Here is an 18,139-nt window from a genome sequence, read left to right as displayed (position 1 = left end):
TTTTAATGGGAGCTTAAATGTTTTCGGTATCCCTCCACCTTTTCATCTCTATAACCTAACGATTCATAGAACACATGCGCTTCCTTCCGCTGCTCACCGGAGACTAAAATGATATAGTAGCAGTCTCTTTCCCGGGCCGCTTGTTCAATGGCGTTCATAAGTTTTTTGCCAACGCCTTGACGGCGCGCCCGCGCTGAAACCACCACATTCTCAATCACCATAAACGGTTTGCAGTCCCCCACTAAGTCCTGACACACGATGCCCATCAAAGACCCTAGTAGCTTCCCCTCTACAAAAGCACCCAATAGAATGTAGCGGTTATCCGCCTTAACCACTTTAAATACTTCTTCAAGCTTATTAAGGTCAGACGGTTTATTCATCAGCTCTTGATATAAATTCCCCAGTTCAGGAAGAGATTCTATTTCTATTTCTTTTATAACAACCATGATTGTTCATCCTGCTTTCTTTTAAATTAACGGCCCTGCTCATACACATATAGTCCACCATTCCGTGGATGAGATATACGCTTTCCATTATAACCTCTTTGGACCAACTGCTGCGCCAACACCTTCATAAAAACTCCATGGGTAACTACTAACACATTTGCTGATCCAAAATCGCATTCTAAGCGCTCGATCATATGCTTCGACCCAAGCGTTAAAATTCTCCCCAGATATTCGTCCGCGCCTCGGTTAATTGTCCACTTTAAAGTGCCTCACTAAACCTATCTTCATTGAACTACACTCCTATTTGCTTAGACATTCAGAGCCCCTTTTAAATCTATGTATCACTTATACTCATTTGTAAATATCTCAACACGATCTCAACGCGCTCTCCAACCGATAAATCTTCCTCTATTCGTAAAACAGGACATTCCAGTGCGGACATCCATTTCTCATGCAGCACTTTGCTCCTGACTTCAACTCCAGCAACATCATATAATGCCGCCCACTCCATAAAGGTCTGATATGCTTCGTATTTACTTCCGCCAGGCAAAATATGATCACCATATCTCTCGTACTCTCTGGCTCTTAATCTATCTAAACGAATTTCCGGTGGAAGTCCTAGAAAAATAACCAAATCGAATAATGGTCGAAGGCCATCTCCCCAGCCACATACCGCACCGCTTAGAATCCAAGGCTCCTTATGGGTCAAATCCCTTGTAATTCTTGCCAATCGCTCATTGACCTCACTCTGCTTAGTGAATTTATGCTCCCAAAAATAGTCGTCACTGTCTAACTGGACATGTGGCAACACTTTAGCTAATTCGTAACCTAAAGTACTCGTTCCTACCCCTGAGGCTCCCATAATATGAATTCTTCTCATACATTCCCTCACCTTTAAATGGATTTAAAGTTGCAATTCGGGCAATTTTCCTCCAAGTATAAAAACAAATAGACTGCTCTCTAAGTAAGCAAAGCAGTCCATTTATCGTATAAATCTTATTCCGTTATAGCTGCTACGTCTTTAGGAATCCGGCGTGCTGCATCCGTGGATATAGCCGCTTGGATTACTGCCAGGCGCACCTGCTCAACTACTTTTTCGTTAAAAATACTTGGGATGATATATTGCTCATTGAGTTCATCCGGATGAACGACCGATGCAATGGCTTTTGCCGCAGCCAGCTTCATTTCCAGATTCACAGTTCTAGCCCGGCAATCCAGTGCGCCACGGAAAATACCCGGAAAACATAACACATTGTTGATCTGGTTCGGATAATCACTTCTGCCTGTCGCTAGAACACGAACAAAAGGTTCCGCCAGATCTGGTTCAATCTCCGGTGTAGGATTAGCCATCGCAAAAACGATGTTATCACTGGCCATGCTTTTAAGATGATCCACGGTCAGAATTCCCCCACGGGACACCCCAATAAAGACATCTGCCCCTCGTATAACCTCCGTTATTCCACCCTCAATTCCCTCAGGATTGGTTGCGGCAGCAAGCTTCTGCCATTCCGGATTATCATACTGGAGATCTTTTCTGAGAACGCCTTCACGATCAACCGCATAAATATAACGCGCGCCCGCTGCCAGCAGCAGATTACATATGGACACCCCAGCCGCCCCAATACCCACAACAACAATCCGTGCATTTTCAATAGATTTATTTACAACTTTAAGCGCATTCAAAAGTCCTGCAAAAGCCACCACGGATGTTCCATGCTGATCATCATGAAATACCGGAATGTCCAGCTCTTCCGCAAGCCGGCGTTCGATTTCAAAGCAGCGTGGTGAACTTATATCCTCTAAGTTTATCCCTCCAAAGCCAGGAGAAACTGCTTTTACGATATTGATAATTTCATCCGGATCTTTGGTATTTAAGCACAGCGGAAAAGCATCAATGTTCGCCAATTGCTTAAACAGCATCGCCTTACCTTCCATGACAGGCATCGCTGCTTCCGGACCGATATCCCCTAGTCCAAGTACAGCAGTGCCGTCCGAAACGACTGCAACTGTATTTCTTTTCATCGTCAGAGAATAAGCTTTTCTGGGATCTTCGGCAATCGCTGTACATACCCGGGCTACCCCCGGAGTATACACTAAGGATAAATCCTCCCGATTTTTAATTGGCATTTTAGGTGTGATTTCGATTTTCCCGCCAAGATGAGCCAGAAATGTCCGATCCGACACGTTGATTATTTTAATTCCCGGCATCTTCGATAATATTGAGATAATATCTCCATTAGCTGCGTCTTGCACATTCACTGTTATATCTCGGGTAGTGACATCCTTCCCTGCACGTATCACGTCAATAGCAACAATATCTCCGCCAGCTGCGGCAATTCCTGAAGCAACATCGCCAAAAGATGCAACCGATTTCCGAATTTCGAGCCTGATAATCATTGTAGTCGCAATCGACATGAATTAGCCTCTCTTTCTTCAATCCTATTATTTAAAAAATACTATACTTTCCCATTTAAACATATCTTCCGCCTATTAACTAGATCAACGAAAAATTTTTCTTCTTACAGTATTCCCATCCGCACCCGATCCAAATACATCCTGTATGGTAGCTACGGGCACAGAGGCATTTTCCCATAAAAATAAAATTCATCATAATCTAAAGTGTATGTAAGCATAAACAAACCGTAAGCTCTTCTACTCTTCATTACCTTCTCTGCATGCTGTAGAGCATCCTGCCGATTCCTTTTCTCCTTTAGCCCTTTCTAGTTGTTCTCCTTCACTAAGGTCTGTACTGCTCTTCTAGCAAAACAACCTTACCTTCTACAAATGTCATATGGAATAATCTATCCATTAGCTCTTCGCTAATAAAACTCGTATAGTCCACTTGCTGATGTCTCGCCCCGTTTAGTTCAGCTATAGTTACATCAGTCTCCAGCTTAACCCGCTTGATTTCTTCGCTTGCGTTTCTGATATAGAATCCATTAGGTAATGATTCGGGTTCTAGTACACCGTCTTCTTTAGCTGCAATTTCTGCCGCCTCTCCACCGAACCATTCCACCTCATCCAGATCCAGATAAACCGTATTCCCTTCTGTGATTATTGCCTTTATAAAAGCTATTTTTTTCTCCACTTGCGGTAACTTATAAACAATTTTTTTCAGTTCCTCCACACTCTCACCCTGCACTCCGCTCTCAGAGTTAGATTGGATTGAAATCTCACCCATAGTTTGAACTAGCTCCTTAGTAGTTGGGTTAGTCTTTTTTGGTGGCTTGTTGTAAAAAGAATATCCATTAAAACCAAGTGAGACTAATGTGATACCCGCTAAGACTGTAATCATTAAATTTTTCCATTTCATAAGCTTCACCCTCTATCACGCGATTTAACGGAACCTTAATAAACAATTGCGCTATATCATAGACAATCACAAGTTGACCGGGCAGAATAAATATTATATACATGTCTTACCTATAACGTAGTTGAAGGAGCTCACACTTATGACAGAATCATTTCAAGCATTAGTTGTCGACAAAACAGAATCTTCCTTCTCCGTAGCTGTTAAACCGGTTACCCTAGAGGATCTGCCAGCTGGAGAAGTTGTAATTAAGGTTGCTTACTCCAGTGTAAACTATAAAGACGGTTTAGCCAGTATTCCAAACGGTAAAATTCTAAGAACATATCCCTTTATTCCAGGGATAGATTTATCCGGTATTGTGGTATCTTCCACAGACGAGCGGTTTCATAAAGGGCAGCAAGTCATTGCGACAGGATATGGTGTTGGCGTATCACACTTTGGTGGCTTTAGCGAATACGCTCGTATTCCCGCAGGTTGGATCACTCCCCTTCCCGACGGCCTAACGCTTAAAGAAGCTATGATCTACGGTACTGCAGGACTGACAGCCGCCTTGTCCATACTAGCCCTGGAAGATCATGACGTTTCCCCGGACAAAGGCAAAGTACTTGTAACAGGCGCTACCGGCGGTGTAGGTGGATCTGCTATTGCCATGCTTGGCGCAAAAGGGTATAGCGTAGTGGCAAGCACAGGTAACGCTGAAGCTGCCGATTACCTTAGAGGTATAGGAGCCGAAGACGTGATCTCACGTGAAGAGGTCATTGGCGGCGCCAGCAAACCCTTGGACAAACAATTATGGCAAGGCGCAGTAGATTCGGTGGGTGGTGACACTCTTGCCGCAGTTTTGAGTAAAATCACCTACAGAGGTTCTGTAGCTGCAAGTGGCTTAACCGGAGGCACTTCAGTCCCAACTACAGTACTTCCGTTTATTCTTCGGGGCGTTAACCTTCTCGGCATAGATTCTGTGGAATGTCCTGCAGACCTTCGCCAGAAGGCTTGGAAACGAATGGCAAGCGATCTGAAGCCAAGTCAGTTGGAGAACCTCGTGGATCGTGAAGTCACGTTAAACGAGCTACCGCAAGCATTGGAAGATATTCTACAAGGAAACCTTAGAGGAAGAGTACTTGTCCGTTTATCTTAGATTCAATAACGAAACCTCCCGGAATCTAGAATTCCGGGAGGTTTTTTTAGTTTACTCTTGGTTATTCGGATACTGGTAATGCGGCTGCTGCTGTACATAGGGTTGTCGGCGATAATGCTGATCATAACCCTGCGTATAGTACCCTTGCATCGGGTATGGCTGATAATTAAAGGCTTGTGTAGCTGGAGGCATTTGTGAAGATATCGGGATAGGTTGTGCCTGCATATGAGCGTATGGATTCATATTTGGCTGCATATTAGGATACATATTTGGTTTAACATTGGCTTGCATATTTGGAGCCATGTTAGGGGCCATATTAGGAGCCATGTTGCTGCTGCCCATTACTTTATCTTCTTCGCAGCAGTCAGCAGGAGGGCCGATGAAGGTTCCAGGCTTGATTGGAGCTAAAGCTTCTTTTACCTTAGCTTCATTTAAGCAGTAAGTATGGGCTAATACATTAGCCGGGGTTTTGCTAAGAATATCCGAACCTAAGATAACCTCAGGAATAGGTGCGTCAAAAATCGCGAGCAGATGTGTATTATCGACAGTAGCTATCTCATAATGCCACCAGCCTTGCGGCACATTTGCCACTTGACCCGGACAAATCGGAAAATGCAGAAGTTCATTTGTGAACGGATTGATTAAAGACACTACCGCTGAACCGCAGATACAATATACAAGCTCTGCAGCATTTTGATGATAATGAGGTTCAACCACATTTGATTTGCTAAGAAAAATATCCAGCAGCGATATGTTCTCGAGCGTATTCAATTGTTTAACCGACAGCAAGTTAATGAAGTTGTTGGCATCTTTTTTAAAAAGTGTATTAGTGTTCACATCAAAAGTAAACTCTGTATTGGGGGACGTATAGTCCATGTATGAAGTCACTTTTTTTCCTACCTTTCTGTTGCTATAAATTTTTGCTTTCCCTAAACACAAGATATGCGTTTGCCTATGCCTAGGTGCGGAGATTCACTACTCCTGATAAAAATTCATCTTTCTTTTCTAAACGGGGCATCCTCTAAGTACTACACTCTCACCCCACATAGGAGGCACAGTATGAAATCGATTCGTACAAAAATAGTGTTAGCGTTATGTATCACTGTCTTTACAATTATGGGTTTCCAGCCTATGAATCTCAGCTCCACGGTTGAGGCCGCCAATAACAAAACAGCAGCGAAACAAGCGCCTCTTACATTTGTTCTAGTTCATGGGTCTTGGGCTACTGCTGGTTTTTGGGATCAAACGGCCGCCGCACTTCGCAGCTTAGGACACACCGTCTATACTCCGGAATATGCCGGACATGGCGGGGACAAAAACAATAATGTAACGCATGCGCAAATCACACAATCTGTTGTCGACTATATCAAGCAAAAAGACTTAAAGGATATTATTCTGCTCGGACATAGCTTTGGTGGGTCGGTGATCCAAACCGTCTCTCAGCAAGTACCGGATCGAATCAAACGTCTGGTATTCTTCGACGCCTTCGCACCGCTGGATGGGCAAAGTGTGGCGGACCAATTTCCAGCTGATTCGCTGAAGTACTTTGAACAGCTGAGAGATAATTCCGGCAATAACACCATAACGCTCCCTTTCCCTCTTTTCCGGGATACATTCGTCAACACCGCCAGTCTTGCGGAAGCGCAAGCTTTTTACAAACAAGCTCCTCCTGAGCCAGCAAGTCCACTTTTCGAAAAGCTTGATCTCAAGAAATTTTACAGTCTCCAGATTCCCAAAAGTTATCTTTATCTAACGGAGGACACCGCGATACCGCAAGGTCCGTACGGATTCCATCCTACACAATCCAGTCATTTAGGCGTTTTCCGCTTCATCGAGGGCAAAGGAGATCACATGACCACCGTTCGAACCGAACCCAAAATGCTGGCGGAATTGATGGTGAAGGCGGGAAGAGATTAGTCGCTAAACAGCTGGATAGTCTAGTAGCTGTTGTGGCTTGAGCTGGGGTTTTTGCGTTGAGCTGGGCTTCGCGAGCTGGGCTATGTGACTCTGAGCTGAACATTGCGACTTTAAATACACTAGAGTTTGGCGGTGTACGGACCGAGGAGCTCTTATTTTCATAATTTCAGCGATTTAGTCATGCTATCGGACTCAGATGCAGCTATTCACCCAAATCTCCTCCTATAATGCGTGATTCGAGGGGAATAAGAGCCATACAGTCCGAAACTCTCGCCAGAACGACCATAATGCCAAAATAGCTGCAATACAATCCATAACGATCTGTGAAGTGAGGTCTCTTAAGTAATCACCAACGTAAGCTGATGATTTGTGAGGCTGAGCAGGTATTATCACTCTAGGCTGAACATTGTCACTCTAAATACACTAGAGTTTGGCGGTGTTCGGACCGAGGAGCTCTTATTTTCATAATTTCAGCGATTTAGTCATGCTATCGGACTCAGATGCAGCTATTCACCCAAATGTACTCCTATAATGCGTGATTTTAGGGGAATAAGAACCATACAGTCCCAAACTCTCGCCAGAACGACCATAATGCCTAAATAGCTGCAATACAGTCCGTAACGATCTGTGAAGTGAGGTCTCTTAAGTAATTACCAACGTAAGCTGATGATTTGTGACGCTGAGCAGGTATTATCACGCTGAACTGAACATTGCGACTTTAAATACACTAGAGTTTGGCGGTGTTCGGACCGAGGAGCTCTTATTTTCATAATTTCGGCGATTTAGTCATGCTATCGGACTCAGATGCAGCTATTCACCCAAATGTCCTCCTATAATGCGTGATTTGAGGGGAATAAGAGCCATACAGTCCGAAACTCTCGCCAGAACGACCATAATGCCTAAATAGCTGCAATACAGTCCGTAACGATCTGTGAAGTGAGGTCTCTTAAGTAATCACCAACGTAAGCTGATGATTTGTGACGCTGAGCAGGTATTATCACTCTAGGCTGAACATTGTCCCTGATGATTTGTGACGCTGAGTTAGCCTTGCCACTTTGAGCTGCACTGCCACCCTGAGTTAGCCTTGCCACTCTGAGCTGAACATTGCCACGCTGAGCTGAACATTGCCACGCTGAGTTAGCCATGCCACTGTCACTCTCAGATAGTCTTGCTACTTTGAGTTGGTACTGTCACTCTGAGCTGAACATTGTCACTGATCATTTGTGGAGACACAGGCTGCGTGAACTAAACGATTGTGCTTTCGAATCAAAAAAAGAGCAAGCGTATGGGAACCCCCTACTACGCTTGCTCTTTTTCCTATACATAACCAACCTACTTCCTGGGCAATCCGCCACGCGGCAGCTCGGGGTCCGATGTCACTCCGGTAATTACCCAGCTATTCTTCTCTTGCACAAGTGAGATTGTCAAAAGTATAGAAGGTGCTGGTCCACTTGAAGTCGCAGTATCCAGACGCATTTCTATGACCTCTGAATTCTTGTTAATTATCGTTTCTTTAGTGACCTCGTAGTTCGTGATCCAAGGGCTAGAGACACCCGTCACCCAGTTTAGTTCGACAAACCGCGGATACATAATCTTTTTGAAGTCTTTGGAGAAGATCGAATATTGAATTGAGGCATTACGATGCTGCAATCCGAACCCGTAAAGCTCTGATGCTTGAATTGCAGAAGGTAATATAATGCGCCTAGACTCCGGAGCTCGCTTGGGCATAGCCGATAGCAGTTCTCCATTAACGTGAGTCATAGTAACGGGGGCTGATGCACCCATGGCCATTCCCGGCAGAAGCAACAATCCTGCAATTAGGGCAGTCGCCATTTTCTTTTTGTTAATTAGAATCACCTCATTCATAGCCTGTTAACTACATGTGAATTGAATCTAATTATTCCCCCACTTCACTCGTAAATATGTACACGGTTTCCAAATCCACCAATAATGTATACCTTAATGAATTAAACTGGTAATATAAAATACAACGATACTATACAATCATCAATTCCATTAGATTTTATAGGAGATGTTCCCATGAAAAAAATCTTAAACATTTGTCTAACAGCAGGCCTGCTGCTCAGTCTATCCGTCGCTACCTTGAATACAGCAAGCGCAGAATCCAAGGTCAAAACCTACAAAAACTGCACGGAGCTAAACAAAGATTACAAAGGTGGAGTAGCCATTTCCAGCTCAACCAAGAACAAAGGCGGCAAAACGAAATACAAACCCTACGTATCAAAAGAACTCTATAATGCCAATAAAAAAAGCGACCGTGACAAAGACGGAATCGCTTGTGAGAAATAGTCTTAGCCTTGCTCCACTATTTGCTTGAGCCTTAGATCCGGCGTGAAAAAGAGTCTGTAGCTCAGTACACTGAGCAGCATACTCGTTATGGCAGCAGAGGCAGTGAACGAGAACACAATTAATATCTGATAACGAACAGCTACTACAGGATCTGCGCCCGCGATGATCATTCCGGTCATCATTCCAGGGAGTTGGACAAGCCCAACCGTCTTCATACCGTCGATGGTAGGAATCATGCTGAATTTTACAGATCTTTTTCTAACTTCCTGGATTGCCTGTGGGACCGTTGCGCCAAGAGACAACAACGTTTCAATCTCCCCTTTGCTCTGCTGAATTTCATGCTTGATATGGTTAATGAACAACCCTGAAACCACCATAGCACTGCCAATGGTCATGCCGCTAATCGGAATGATATATTGTGGCGTAGCCTCAATGATATGTAAGCTGAGCAGAATGCCCATCATGAGCAGTTCCATAGTAGCAATCGCCAGTCCAATTCTCCAGACTAATCCGCGCAAGCCATTGCCTCTTTTGGCTGCATTCCATGCGGCTACACTGATCATGAAGAGAATTATCACAATTACATAAATGCTCTGATCCGATTTAAAAATAAATTGCAGCACATACCCGACTGCAAGCAATTGAATGGCCGACCGCACTGTGCCTACAATGATATCTTTTTCCAGTCCGAGCTTTTGCCACACGGAGACCAACATCGTCCCTAATACAAACAGAAGCGTGAAGCTTAGTGCTGTATAACTCATAACAACGACGCTCCTTCCGAAGGCCGAACGAATCTTTTAGCCAAATCTTCCGCAGATTCAGCAAAAAATGACTCGCTCACATGCTGTTCCAACCTGCCTTTTCCCATAAACCATGTAGTTGTGCTTATTCTGCTCGCCTGCTTAAGATCATGAGTAACCCAAATCATCGAAGTCCCTTCTTCCTTATGCCAATCCTCTAGTAGCTTCTCAACCATTTGAGTGCTGTTGACATCGAGCGAAGCGGTGATTTCATCGAGCAATAATACCGTAGGTCGGAGCAGCAAGGATCGAATTAAAGAAATCCGCTGCTTTTCACCACCCGAACAATCTGCCGCTTTTTTGCTTAAATCCAAATGTTCCAGCCCCAATTGCCCAATTAGTCGCTGCACTAGTTTAAGATCATAAGGTTTGTCATGCAGTCTGCTGACAGTTCTTAAATTATCCTCCACACTGCCAGACAGCATGACCGCTTGTTGTGCTACAAACCCTATTTTCATCCTCCATAATCTCGCATCCATACTTTTATATGAAGTCCCATTTACCAACATATCTCCCTCATCCGGAGCATCCAAGAGAGCCAGAATTCTAAGGAGTGTACTTTTCCCTTGGCCAGAAGCACCAATCAGTGCGATGCGGTCCGATTCAGCTATGTCTGCGGAGATTTCCGAGAAAAGATATTTCGAAGTGTGGTCGTTACTTTTCCAGTTAAGTTTTGCAAGACTTTGAATTTCAAAAATACTACTCAATCCCCTACCTCCTAATACCATCCTACTAAAATATCATACCGTCTAGTATTATAGCATTTCAGCTATAAAAAAGAGAAAGACATCCAGTTTCAGGACGCCTTTCCCTAATCGAACTATTGCTTTTTATTGATTAAACCGGGCCACAACAAACACCGCAGGTGAATTCCAATAGATCGTCACTTCATTCGTAGAATAGCTAAGCTCATGATCGACAAAGCACTGCGCAGCTGGTATTCCCTGTAAATGCTCAACTACATATTCATCATGCAGCCCACGATCTGGCCCCCCTGACACCAATCCTGGCACCGGATCAGCCACATGGTCACCAACAGAAGGGCGATGATGCGGATTCATCACGGCATGATCCCCAAACCCTGTAACATAGCTGATATCCAGTACGTTACGCCCCATCAGATAATGTAGATGATCTAAGGCACAGTCCGCAAAACCGGAGTTTCCACTAAAATATTCAGCCGCCAGCAGCAGCATTGCATTGTTCATTACTAGCATATTGCTGCCCCAGATATAGTCCTCCTCTTTTAAGGAGATCCTATAGCCCTCCTCACGACTCTGCTCCGCTAATCGTTGCGCCTCAGCAACAAGCCCTTCTTTTAACGAGGCATATAAAGCACGGTCTGCTAGCTCCTCACCATTTAACAGATAAGCAATCGTGCCATAGCCCCCCATATCGCCCCAGCCTAAACTGTATTTTGGAAAAACCAGCTGTGCTAGCTGTAGAACTGCTTGATGATATTCCTCTTTCCCTGTCGTACGATACAGCTCTGCCGCTGCCCAATACCGCTCGTCCTTATCGACCCCATCTCCGTATTCTCCAGTGCTGATCTCAGGAGGATTCGTAAATCCCGGTGCATCGGGATGCTGAACAAGCCATTCCCATGCTGCCCCCGCAGCATCCAGACATTTCCGCGCATAAGCAGCATCAAAAGGCTCGTACACTCTTGCAGCCATAGCCATAACACCAGCAAAATCCCCAGTTGCAGTAGCAGATATTGGTGAGAAGTACAGGTCTGCTGTATCGTCCTCAGGCATAACATCCAGACCAGGAAAGCTTAGCGTAGTCAGTTTATGGTATACGCCACCTGTTGCAGAGTCTTGCATTTTAAACAACCAATCGAGCTCCACCTTGCATTCCAGCAGCACATCTGGCGTAGATCCATCACTTTCAGGCAAAGGGATAGCGCTTACAAAAGCCGAGGGATATAATTCATATGCAAGCAGCATATCCGCGATAGCTTTCGCTCCGGGACCGCTATATTTTCCATAATCACCTGCATTATGGCACTGTTGTCCGGCGATTACATTAATTATTTTATTAGCATAGTGACGCGGTTTTTAATTCCAGTGTGTACATTGTTTACATCAAAAAAAGTATCTGATTTTTAATTATTGTGGGAAAGATGTGGGAAAGTCCACAAAGTAAAGACCCGGGATTATTCCCCCGGGTCATCCACTTTAAGAATATCTTTAAACGGTATTTTAACGGTGTCATCGTATCCCCTTCGAATATGTATGCGTTGTGTCTGGCCATCTAATTCAATGACTTCTCCTTTGAATGGTTCACGTCTCCAAGCGGAGATAAAGATTGGTTTGTGACTTTCCTGTGCTTCTCTTAATTTTTCTGCAATCTCTTCTTGCGTAAACTCATCGAGTTTTGGGCGGATATTTTCAGTCTGTTTGCTTTTTGACGGCTTAGGAACGGCTGCCATGAGTATCACCCTTTCATGTATGATAATTGGATTATACACGAACCTATGTTCCTATTTCAATATCCTATATATTCCTAATTGTAGGAATTTGGTTTAAAGGATTCTTGTAGAATGCTTTCAAACTCAATAAATTCACCAATAACAGAACGAAACTCGTCTATAAAATTTTCTTGTTGAGGCAAACTTTCCTTTTCAAGATCCCAGAGTAGTATCATTAAGTCCGATTTTAATTTTGCAGCGAATGATAAATCGTTCAAATCAATTCGTCTCATTTCCTCACCTCATGATGTATAGTGTGTTATAATTCCTTCGAAATCATCAACTTAATCGAAGGGGCTTACCGCAGTGATCAGATCCTTCCGTGGGAACTGTCTGCTGCAATCTATTCTGAACAGCCAAGAAATGACTCCTGCAGAATTTGCCCGCCGAAGCGGTTGGTCTTCACGTATGGTTTATTATTGGTGCGACAATAGTAAACCTATGAGTGTTGAGGCCATGCATACTGCTTCGTTAATTCTAGGCGTTCCTATGGAGGCATTATATACTTGGAAGGTCGTTGAGAAAGATTGAACAGGCAGGGCGACTTTGGTCGCACTCCCTCGGATAAAAAACGAACCTATAGGTTCGTAAATGATCTTACGTGCATTGTAATATCTTTAATGTCAAATTACTGTCGCTATATGTCGAAATGACTATCGGTAATTAAATACAAACTTTAACAGTTAAGACCATATTCATATAACAACGATACTTAATAGTACGAAGTAAGGAAAATCAACCTTAGGGGATGGAAGAAGTGAAAATCGAAGAGTTAAAACTTGGCGTTCGGGTCCGTATCAAAAACGGTTTCCATATCAATAAGATCGGTATTGTTATAGCTAAAGGAACACAAACTGTCTTGCTAGATATTGATGAGCCGTTACTTATTAGTGTGCTGCCAGCATATCTAGAAACAGCACCTGAGAATCCATTACCACCAGGATGGGAAGAAGTAAAGATATAAAGAGGCTTCACTCACAGAATAATATAGTAAGTTTTTCCTCGTTTTGATAGACTAATCTTTATAAAGCCTTAGGAGGATTAGTTTATGTCTAATAGCGAAGAATTAGTTTTATGGGAAGGCAAACCTGCTGGTATCTCGGATCGATTAAAGGAAAAAGCAAAACTCGGTATTCTTAACAATACGACCTACAAAATCACGACTCAGCGGATAATCATAGAGTCCGGTCTCATTGGGAAAAATATTGAGGAAGTTGAACTTCTTCGAGTACGGGATTTATCCGTAAAACAGTCTCTCAAAGATAAATTGATTGGTGTAGGGTCAGTCACAGTATTCTCCGATGACATTTCTAATTCTTCAGTTATATTCGAAGACATTCAAGATGCTCATAAAGTTAAAGATATAATTCGCAAGGCGGTTCGTGAAGAGAAGTCTGCTCATAATATTAGTTATCGCGAAAACCTGTAAAAGCTTATAAAACAAAAAATCAATACAACTTTCACCATAACAGTAAACCTGTTATAGTGTCCCTATATTCTAATGGAGGTAAATCATCATGGAAAACATCATTGATGAAAACACAGTATTAAGACACTACTTTCCACTTCCAGCACATCTTTATTATATGGATATCGATTGTTTAAAAACCGTGGCTCAAGAAGAAGAACGAGGACACAATTTAACGGGGCTTATAAATGCTCTATACATCCAAGGTCATTTAGATCTTGATCGTTTATTAAACTGTACTCGGAAAGAAATATATCAGGCACGGAGAATAGGTGCTAAAAAGCAAGTACTTCTACTTAATTTACTAGAACGGATTTCTGCAGATCCCAAGATAATAGAAAATCACAAAATCCCCCCAACGATAACAATACACACTGAAAAAGATATCGGGGAATTAACCTTAAAGAAAATCATTGGAAAATATAAAGAAACACACGTAGATTCATTAAAGCTTGAAGAAACAAATGAAAAGGAAGTTCGGTTAAAAAACATTAAAAATAGGCTCCGTGAAATGGGAATGATTCAATAACTAATCCTTTCAACAACATAGAAATATTTCTCTTGCCAGTTATAAGTTATACTCGTTAATAAGACGGTACAGGCGGTGCCTGGTTTAAAACCAATTAAAATACCCCGAGGACACCCGGGGTATTTTAATATCTATATTGTTCAATTTTCCCAACCATATCAGTTCTGGTCTTCCTCTAAGAAGTCTAAATACAATTTATAATGGTTGTCGATCCGTTCACATCACAATGTCATACGATTTTTTATATAATGTCACTATATTCACACTATCTATTCTAGATCAATACCAAACCCCTAGTTTAGATGTTATTCCATGAAAATACATAGTAATAATTACCTGATTCTGATAGACTATTCCGTGGCGATAATTATCATTTTTTAGGAGGATATAGAAAATGTGGATGACAGTGGGGTTATTAAGTTTTTTAGCAAGTGTTGTTTTGGTTGTAATGGGATTGATTTATTTAATTAAGAAGAAAAAAACGAAAAAGTTATTCTTATCAGCCTTGGCGTGCTTTGCAATTTTTATAATTGCTGTATCAGTTGATTCATCTAATGACGCCGAAACAGCTGCTGAAACACCAACTTCTGCAAATACTAATGGAGAAGCAAAAACAGTTAGCGCAAATCAAGACTCTAAAAATACAACAGCAGAAGATACTACAAAAGAAGCTGAAAAGAAAGCCAAAGAAGAAGCAAAAGTGAAAGCAGCAGCTGAAAAGAAGGCTGCTAAGGAAGCAGAAGAAAAAGCCCAAGCAGAGGCTGATGCTAAGGCTAAAGCAGAGGCTGAAGAAGCTGCTAAGAAATCACAGGCAGCTCTCGTCATGACTCAGGTTGTCACCAACCTCACAGAAGGCGCATCCGAATTAGATGATAGGACTCGTGAATACTTGGTGAGTAACTTTGATCTATTTCCTGCTGTTAGCGCAGAAACTAAAAGTAAAGCAGCTGCTGAAGTTGATCCAACTATTACCTCTCGTCATTTATTTAAAAACATCTCACCTTACTATGCAAAGATGATCGAAGTATCTGGGGAAGTGGTTCAAATTTCAGAGGAAGAAACAGACTTTGGAACTCTCGCGGCTATACATATCATGAACGATAATGGAGATTCCATTATGGGTATTTATCTAAATTCTACTGGAGATATCCTTGATGGTGATTACGTTACATTTAAGGGTGTTCCTACTGCAGCCTATTCTTTTGCTAACGTAGGTGGAGGCACAACTAATGCCATCTTACTAACGGTGTCTACTATTCAAAAAGTTCAATAAAAATAGCCCTGGGGAAACCTAGGGCTTCTCTGTATACTTGCACCTACTACATCTTATACTTTGTTGAATCCTGATAGGTATTTTACCAATACATGATTCACCTAGTCATTTTAATGAATTTTAATAATTCTTCCAGCACTCAATGTCACCGTCATCGACGACTAAGCCCCTCCAGTATAATCACTAACTAGAGGAATGTAAAAATACAATTATATGTAGGAGCTGTTTTAAAATGAAAACGTTAACGACATTCCTTGGGTTCTTTCTTTTGTTGAACTCATTGATAATCCCAGTAAGCGCTCAATCTCCCACCCAACACGCAAAAGATATTGTAATCAAGAAATATCCTAATGAAAAGATCCTCTCATTAAAAACAGTAGATCTAAACAACGACAAGAAAAATGAATCCATTATTTTAACAGACTCAGGGAACCTATTCTTCCTAAATTCCAAAGATGTTTTAGTTCTAATTAATACAGGTGTAGCTTATGAGGAAGAAGATTTGGAGATTAAGGTTCTTCCAGCTTCCAGCAAAGAAAAACATGTCGCAATTGTAGTGGATACACCACCTTCTACCGTGGTGTATGTATACCGACTCGAAAACGGTACTCTAGTACAAAAACTTCATTTCATTGCAGACATCGGAGTAGACTTCGAAAAGAACGGTGAAATACGTCAAGTATGGAAAAAATATCGGCAAAACGGAGGATGGGATATAGTTTCAGGAACTTTTACTTGGGATACAAAAACTAATAAATATAAGGGTTCAGGTAAGTATATTCTTAAATAAGCAGAAGCCTCAGAGGAAACCCTGAGGCTTTATTATGTAATAGCTCCAATTACATCGTCTATCATTATCCATTCCCAGTCATCATCATGGAGAAATTTAATCTATCCTAATTGACAGTCTACCCTCATCACTATGCCATGTATTTGTATATCCTCGATCACATTAAACACCGTTAATGTGATGGGACTGCAATCTTCTAATGATTGAGCTAACACCTGTGAGATCTCCACTAATGCTCGGGGATCTAAATCAGGCTTTGATCGCACCTCTTTTTTTCAACGAATCGTCCAGAATCCTATTTTTATGCTCAGCATTATCATCCGACTTCCCTCCCAAAGACCATCACCCTCAAGTTTCTTACGCTGTTGTGATTTCATTGTCTCCGTCGACTCCCCTAATGACTCTCAACGCTCGCGGCATGTTCTTACCTCTCTGTATGTACCCCTTAATCTCTAAACGCTCCATATGCGCATGTATTACCGCTGTAGATGACAATCCTACCTCCTTGGCAAGTTCCCGCAAAGTAGGTGGATAGTGATTGATTTCGATCATCTTAATTAATGATCTGAGTATTTCTTTTTCTTTATTCGTTAATGGCTTCATGCAATTGCTCCTTTATCACTTGGCTGCCAAGCTAATATGTTTATCGCTAGAAACACCCTCGGCGCTCCTGTATTTAAGCATGTTGCGCGAATCTCCCCGTCCTTTATGCCTTTAATATCAATTTTACGCTGAGTTATCTTGCCAACCTTATCTGAGTAAATAATTTCAATGGTTTGACCAATCTGCATTTGCATGATGGTAACCTCCTAAATATAAGAACATTTGTTTGTATTATAACCAAACACATGTTCTTAAATCAAGCGAACACATATTAATCTATTGGGATTAAAAAGAAAATAAATAATTCTCCATCATTTAATTACAAAAATCTTTTACAAAGATTAAAAAACTCGCCTATACTCAGGCGAGTTTAAAGGTGATGGAGTCTTGAAAAGGGGTTACTTATACCCTATGCAAACAAAACAACTGGGTTCTTGATGATCATGGATCTTTTTGTTTATCCCCTTCGTTAGAAAACAAGAAGATCACAATAGCATTGAATACTACAGCAAGCAAATATGTTGGTTTTCCTGTTAAAGCAAATAAGAATCCAAATGAAATCATTATGGACCAACTAAGAAAGGCATTGAGTTTGAGAAGTTCATTACTCATAATTACCTCTTCCTTTCAAGCGAACGTTATTGTATATATATTCCCAGCCTATCTTCTTTCTATGCATACAAATTTTTTCTGTATCAAAACTATATATTCAAGCCATAGAATAAAACTGGACACTCAATGCGAAGGTTGACGGAGTATTCTTGTCTTTACTCTAAACTAAAATCATAGTTGGATGCCTCGAGCGGTAGCTATCTCGATAGATTCTTACGTATAGCCTTCTAATATGGACTCTAACCCAAGAATTTTTCAATCATATTTGTTTTAAAGTTCTAGATAAATGCCATTGCCCAAAGTCAGCTCTTCGTTAGAAAGTTGTGCTTCTCTATGTATGTAGTACTCAAACAATCACTTCTAAAATAAAAATATAAACACTAATACTCCTAGAATAATTACTCCGACGTTAATCACACAAACGCCTTTTCTCTTCTTTAAATAGTAGTAGCCCCCGTTATATATGA

General features: G+C 41.8%; 24 protein-coding genes and 1 pseudogene. 9 read left to right on the top strand and 16 right to left on the bottom strand.

Annotated elements, in window-relative coordinates:
* Positions 1 to 2 precede the first annotated feature (2 nt).
* From MKZ09_RS12985 to MKZ09_RS12970, 4 genes are all read right to left on the bottom strand, one after another.
* Positions 3 to 446, bottom strand: coding sequence for a GNAT family N-acetyltransferase (locus MKZ09_RS12985; RefSeq protein WP_076138764.1), 444 nt, complete (start codon positions 444 to 446; stop codon positions 3 to 5).
* 334 nt (positions 447 to 780) lie between these two features.
* Complete coding sequence (locus tag MKZ09_RS12980) at positions 781 to 1,326, bottom strand: AAA family ATPase (protein ID WP_076208372.1); 546 nt, start codon at positions 1,324 to 1,326, stop codon at positions 781 to 783.
* Positions 1,327 to 1,442: 116 nt separating this feature from the next.
* On the bottom strand, positions 1,443 to 2,861 hold the full coding sequence (locus tag MKZ09_RS12975; protein WP_076130640.1) for an NAD-dependent malic enzyme: 1,419 nt from the start codon (positions 2,859 to 2,861) through the stop codon (positions 1,443 to 1,445).
* A gap of 322 nt (positions 2,862 to 3,183) precedes the next feature.
* Complete coding sequence (locus MKZ09_RS12970; protein ID WP_076208369.1) at positions 3,184 to 3,759, bottom strand: hypothetical protein; 576 nt, start codon at positions 3,757 to 3,759, stop codon at positions 3,184 to 3,186.
* 139 nt (positions 3,760 to 3,898) lie between these two features.
* Here MKZ09_RS12970 and MKZ09_RS12965 point away from each other — a divergent pair, with 139 nt between their 5' ends.
* Positions 3,899 to 4,894, top strand: coding sequence for an acrylyl-CoA reductase family protein (locus MKZ09_RS12965; protein WP_076208367.1), 996 nt, complete (start codon positions 3,899 to 3,901; stop codon positions 4,892 to 4,894).
* 300 nt (positions 4,895 to 5,194) lie between these two features.
* On the opposite strand, the pseudogene MKZ09_RS12960 reads toward MKZ09_RS12965, so the two are convergent.
* Positions 5,195 to 5,782: pseudogene (locus MKZ09_RS12960) on the bottom strand (cupin domain-containing protein); the annotation flags it as partial.
* 171 nt (positions 5,783 to 5,953) lie between these two features.
* On the opposite strand from MKZ09_RS12960, the gene MKZ09_RS12955 reads away from it, so the two are divergent.
* The gene (locus MKZ09_RS12955; RefSeq protein WP_081394420.1) at positions 5,954 to 6,811 is read left to right on the top strand and encodes an alpha/beta hydrolase; all 858 of its coding nucleotides are present in this window, start codon (positions 5,954 to 5,956) and stop codon (positions 6,809 to 6,811) included.
* 899 nt (positions 6,812 to 7,710) lie between these two features.
* On the opposite strand, the gene MKZ09_RS12950 is transcribed toward MKZ09_RS12955, so the two are convergent.
* Both MKZ09_RS12950 and MKZ09_RS12945 read right to left on the bottom strand, forming a co-directional pair.
* The gene (locus tag MKZ09_RS12950) at positions 7,711 to 7,956 is read right to left on the bottom strand and encodes a hypothetical protein (RefSeq protein WP_076139033.1); all 246 of its coding nucleotides are present in this window, start codon (positions 7,954 to 7,956) and stop codon (positions 7,711 to 7,713) included.
* A gap of 187 nt (positions 7,957 to 8,143) precedes the next feature.
* Positions 8,144 to 8,677 (bottom strand): hypothetical protein, encoded by a 534-nt coding sequence (locus MKZ09_RS12945; RefSeq protein WP_076139034.1) that lies wholly within the window; start codon positions 8,675 to 8,677, stop codon positions 8,144 to 8,146.
* Positions 8,678 to 8,851: 174 nt separating this feature from the next.
* On the opposite strand from MKZ09_RS12945, the gene MKZ09_RS12940 reads away from it, so the two are divergent.
* A complete protein-coding gene (locus MKZ09_RS12940; RefSeq protein ID WP_076139035.1) occupies positions 8,852 to 9,121 on the top strand; it encodes an excalibur calcium-binding domain-containing protein in 270 nt (89 codons plus the stop codon).
* Positions 9,122 to 9,123: 2 nt separating this feature from the next.
* Here the strand turns inward: MKZ09_RS12940 and MKZ09_RS12935 are convergent, their stop codons facing one another.
* The 5 genes from MKZ09_RS12935 to MKZ09_RS12915 form a co-directional block, all read right to left on the bottom strand.
* Positions 9,124 to 9,885 carry an ABC transporter permease gene (locus tag MKZ09_RS12935; protein ID WP_076208658.1) on the bottom strand — a complete coding sequence of 254 codons (762 nt, stop codon included), beginning with the start codon at positions 9,883 to 9,885 and terminating at the stop codon, positions 9,124 to 9,126.
* Positions 9,882 to 10,631, bottom strand: coding sequence for an ABC transporter ATP-binding protein (locus MKZ09_RS12930; RefSeq protein WP_232061291.1), 750 nt, complete (start codon positions 10,629 to 10,631; stop codon positions 9,882 to 9,884). Before MKZ09_RS12930 ends, MKZ09_RS12935 begins: the two co-directional genes overlap by 4 nt.
* A 123-nt stretch (positions 10,632 to 10,754) precedes the next feature.
* Positions 10,755 to 11,948 carry a glycoside hydrolase family 9 protein gene (locus MKZ09_RS12925; protein WP_256719341.1) on the bottom strand — a complete coding sequence of 398 codons (1,194 nt, stop codon included), beginning with the start codon at positions 11,946 to 11,948 and terminating at the stop codon, positions 10,755 to 10,757.
* Positions 11,949 to 12,082: 134 nt separating this feature from the next.
* On the bottom strand, positions 12,083 to 12,358 hold the full coding sequence (locus MKZ09_RS12920; protein WP_076139037.1) for a YolD-like family protein: 276 nt from the start codon (positions 12,356 to 12,358) through the stop codon (positions 12,083 to 12,085).
* A 74-nt stretch (positions 12,359 to 12,432) separates the two neighbouring features.
* Entirely contained in the window at positions 12,433 to 12,630 is a 198-nt protein-coding gene (locus MKZ09_RS12915) for a hypothetical protein (protein ID WP_076139038.1), read from the bottom strand.
* Between the two features lie 73 nt (positions 12,631 to 12,703).
* Between MKZ09_RS12915 and MKZ09_RS12910 the strand changes: the two genes are divergently transcribed.
* The 6 genes from MKZ09_RS12910 (at position 12,704) to MKZ09_RS12885 (ending at position 16,457) form a co-directional block, all read left to right on the top strand.
* Entirely contained in the window at positions 12,704 to 12,928 is a 225-nt protein-coding gene (locus MKZ09_RS12910; RefSeq protein ID WP_076139039.1) for a helix-turn-helix domain-containing protein, read from the top strand.
* A gap of 226 nt (positions 12,929 to 13,154) precedes the next feature.
* A complete protein-coding gene (locus tag MKZ09_RS12905; RefSeq protein ID WP_076139040.1) occupies positions 13,155 to 13,361 on the top strand; it encodes a hypothetical protein in 207 nt (68 codons plus the stop codon).
* An 84-nt stretch (positions 13,362 to 13,445) separates the two neighbouring features.
* Positions 13,446 to 13,826, top strand: coding sequence for a PH domain-containing protein (locus MKZ09_RS12900; protein ID WP_076139041.1), 381 nt, complete (start codon positions 13,446 to 13,448; stop codon positions 13,824 to 13,826).
* Between the two features lie 88 nt (positions 13,827 to 13,914).
* Positions 13,915 to 14,394 (top strand): hypothetical protein, encoded by a 480-nt coding sequence (locus tag MKZ09_RS12895; protein ID WP_076208659.1) that lies wholly within the window; start codon positions 13,915 to 13,917, stop codon positions 14,392 to 14,394.
* 394 nt (positions 14,395 to 14,788) lie between these two features.
* Positions 14,789 to 15,667, top strand: a complete 879-nt coding sequence (locus MKZ09_RS12890) for a hypothetical protein (protein WP_076139043.1) — start codon at positions 14,789 to 14,791, stop codon at positions 15,665 to 15,667.
* Between the two features lie 232 nt (positions 15,668 to 15,899).
* Positions 15,900 to 16,457 carry a hypothetical protein gene (locus MKZ09_RS12885; RefSeq protein ID WP_076139044.1) on the top strand — a complete coding sequence of 186 codons (558 nt, stop codon included), beginning with the start codon at positions 15,900 to 15,902 and terminating at the stop codon, positions 16,455 to 16,457.
* A gap of 101 nt (positions 16,458 to 16,558) precedes the next feature.
* On the opposite strand, the gene MKZ09_RS34415 is transcribed toward MKZ09_RS12885, so the two are convergent.
* The 4 genes from MKZ09_RS34415 to MKZ09_RS12870 form a co-directional block, all read right to left on the bottom strand.
* Entirely contained in the window at positions 16,559 to 16,723 is a 165-nt protein-coding gene (locus MKZ09_RS34415) for a YolD-like family protein (RefSeq protein ID WP_143763757.1), read from the bottom strand.
* 91 nt (positions 16,724 to 16,814) lie between these two features.
* Positions 16,815 to 17,060, bottom strand: a complete 246-nt coding sequence (locus MKZ09_RS12880) for a LexA family protein (RefSeq protein WP_076208660.1) — start codon at positions 17,058 to 17,060, stop codon at positions 16,815 to 16,817.
* On the bottom strand, positions 17,057 to 17,254 hold the full coding sequence (locus MKZ09_RS12875) for a hypothetical protein (RefSeq protein ID WP_178944274.1): 198 nt from the start codon (positions 17,252 to 17,254) through the stop codon (positions 17,057 to 17,059). Before MKZ09_RS12875 ends, MKZ09_RS12880 begins: the two co-directional genes overlap by 4 nt.
* A 247-nt stretch (positions 17,255 to 17,501) precedes the next feature.
* On the bottom strand, positions 17,502 to 17,672 hold the full coding sequence (locus MKZ09_RS12870) for a hypothetical protein (RefSeq protein WP_178944273.1): 171 nt from the start codon (positions 17,670 to 17,672) through the stop codon (positions 17,502 to 17,504).
* Positions 17,673 to 18,139: the final 467 nt, after the last annotated feature.

The sequence above is a fragment of the Paenibacillus sp. FSL R5-0908 genome (assembly GCF_038006245.1).
GTDB classification, from domain to species: Bacteria; Bacillota; Bacilli; order Paenibacillales; family Paenibacillaceae; genus Paenibacillus_AQ; species Paenibacillus_AQ odorifer.
This window is presented reverse-complemented; position numbering and strand designations above follow the sequence as displayed.

Coding starts and splice junctions, on each gene's coding strand:
- MKZ09_RS12955 (WP_081394420.1), top strand. CDS start 5,954: ATGAAATCGATTCGTACAAAAATAGTGTTAGCGTTATGTATCACTGTC.
- MKZ09_RS12980 (WP_076208372.1), bottom strand. CDS start 1,326: ATGAGAAGAATTCATATTATGGGAGCCTCAGGGGTAGGAACGAGTACT.
- MKZ09_RS12900 (WP_076139041.1), top strand. CDS start 13,446: ATGTCTAATAGCGAAGAATTAGTTTTATGGGAAGGCAAACCTGCTGGT.
- MKZ09_RS12950 (WP_076139033.1), bottom strand. CDS start 7,956: ATGGCTAACTCAGCGTGGCAATGTTCAGCTCAGCGTGGCAATGTTCAG.
- MKZ09_RS12940 (WP_076139035.1), top strand. CDS start 8,852: ATGAAAAAAATCTTAAACATTTGTCTAACAGCAGGCCTGCTGCTCAGT.
- MKZ09_RS12880 (WP_076208660.1), bottom strand. CDS start 17,060: ATGAAGCCATTAACGAATAAAGAAAAAGAAATACTCAGATCATTAATT.
- MKZ09_RS12890 (WP_076139043.1), top strand. CDS start 14,789: ATGTGGATGACAGTGGGGTTATTAAGTTTTTTAGCAAGTGTTGTTTTG.
- MKZ09_RS12935 (WP_076208658.1), bottom strand. CDS start 9,885: ATGAGTTATACAGCACTAAGCTTCACGCTTCTGTTTGTATTAGGGACG.
- MKZ09_RS12885 (WP_076139044.1), top strand. CDS start 15,900: ATGAAAACGTTAACGACATTCCTTGGGTTCTTTCTTTTGTTGAACTCA.
- MKZ09_RS12870 (WP_178944273.1), bottom strand. CDS start 17,672: ATGAGTAATGAACTTCTCAAACTCAATGCCTTTCTTAGTTGGTCCATA.
- MKZ09_RS12965 (WP_076208367.1), top strand. CDS start 3,899: ATGACAGAATCATTTCAAGCATTAGTTGTCGACAAAACAGAATCTTCC.
- MKZ09_RS12975 (WP_076130640.1), bottom strand. CDS start 2,861: ATGTCGATTGCGACTACAATGATTATCAGGCTCGAAATTCGGAAATCG.
- MKZ09_RS12895 (WP_076208659.1), top strand. CDS start 13,915: ATGGAAAACATCATTGATGAAAACACAGTATTAAGACACTACTTTCCA.
- MKZ09_RS12945 (WP_076139034.1), bottom strand. CDS start 8,677: ATGAATGAGGTGATTCTAATTAACAAAAAGAAAATGGCGACTGCCCTA.
- MKZ09_RS12985 (WP_076138764.1), bottom strand. CDS start 446: ATGGTTGTTATAAAAGAAATAGAAATAGAATCTCTTCCTGAACTGGGG.
- MKZ09_RS12915 (WP_076139038.1), bottom strand. CDS start 12,630: ATGAGACGAATTGATTTGAACGATTTATCATTCGCTGCAAAATTAAAA.
- MKZ09_RS12970 (WP_076208369.1), bottom strand. CDS start 3,759: ATGAAATGGAAAAATTTAATGATTACAGTCTTAGCGGGTATCACATTA.
- MKZ09_RS12920 (WP_076139037.1), bottom strand. CDS start 12,358: ATGGCAGCCGTTCCTAAGCCGTCAAAAAGCAAACAGACTGAAAATATC.
- MKZ09_RS12875 (WP_178944274.1), bottom strand. CDS start 17,254: ATGCAAATGCAGATTGGTCAAACCATTGAAATTATTTACTCAGATAAG.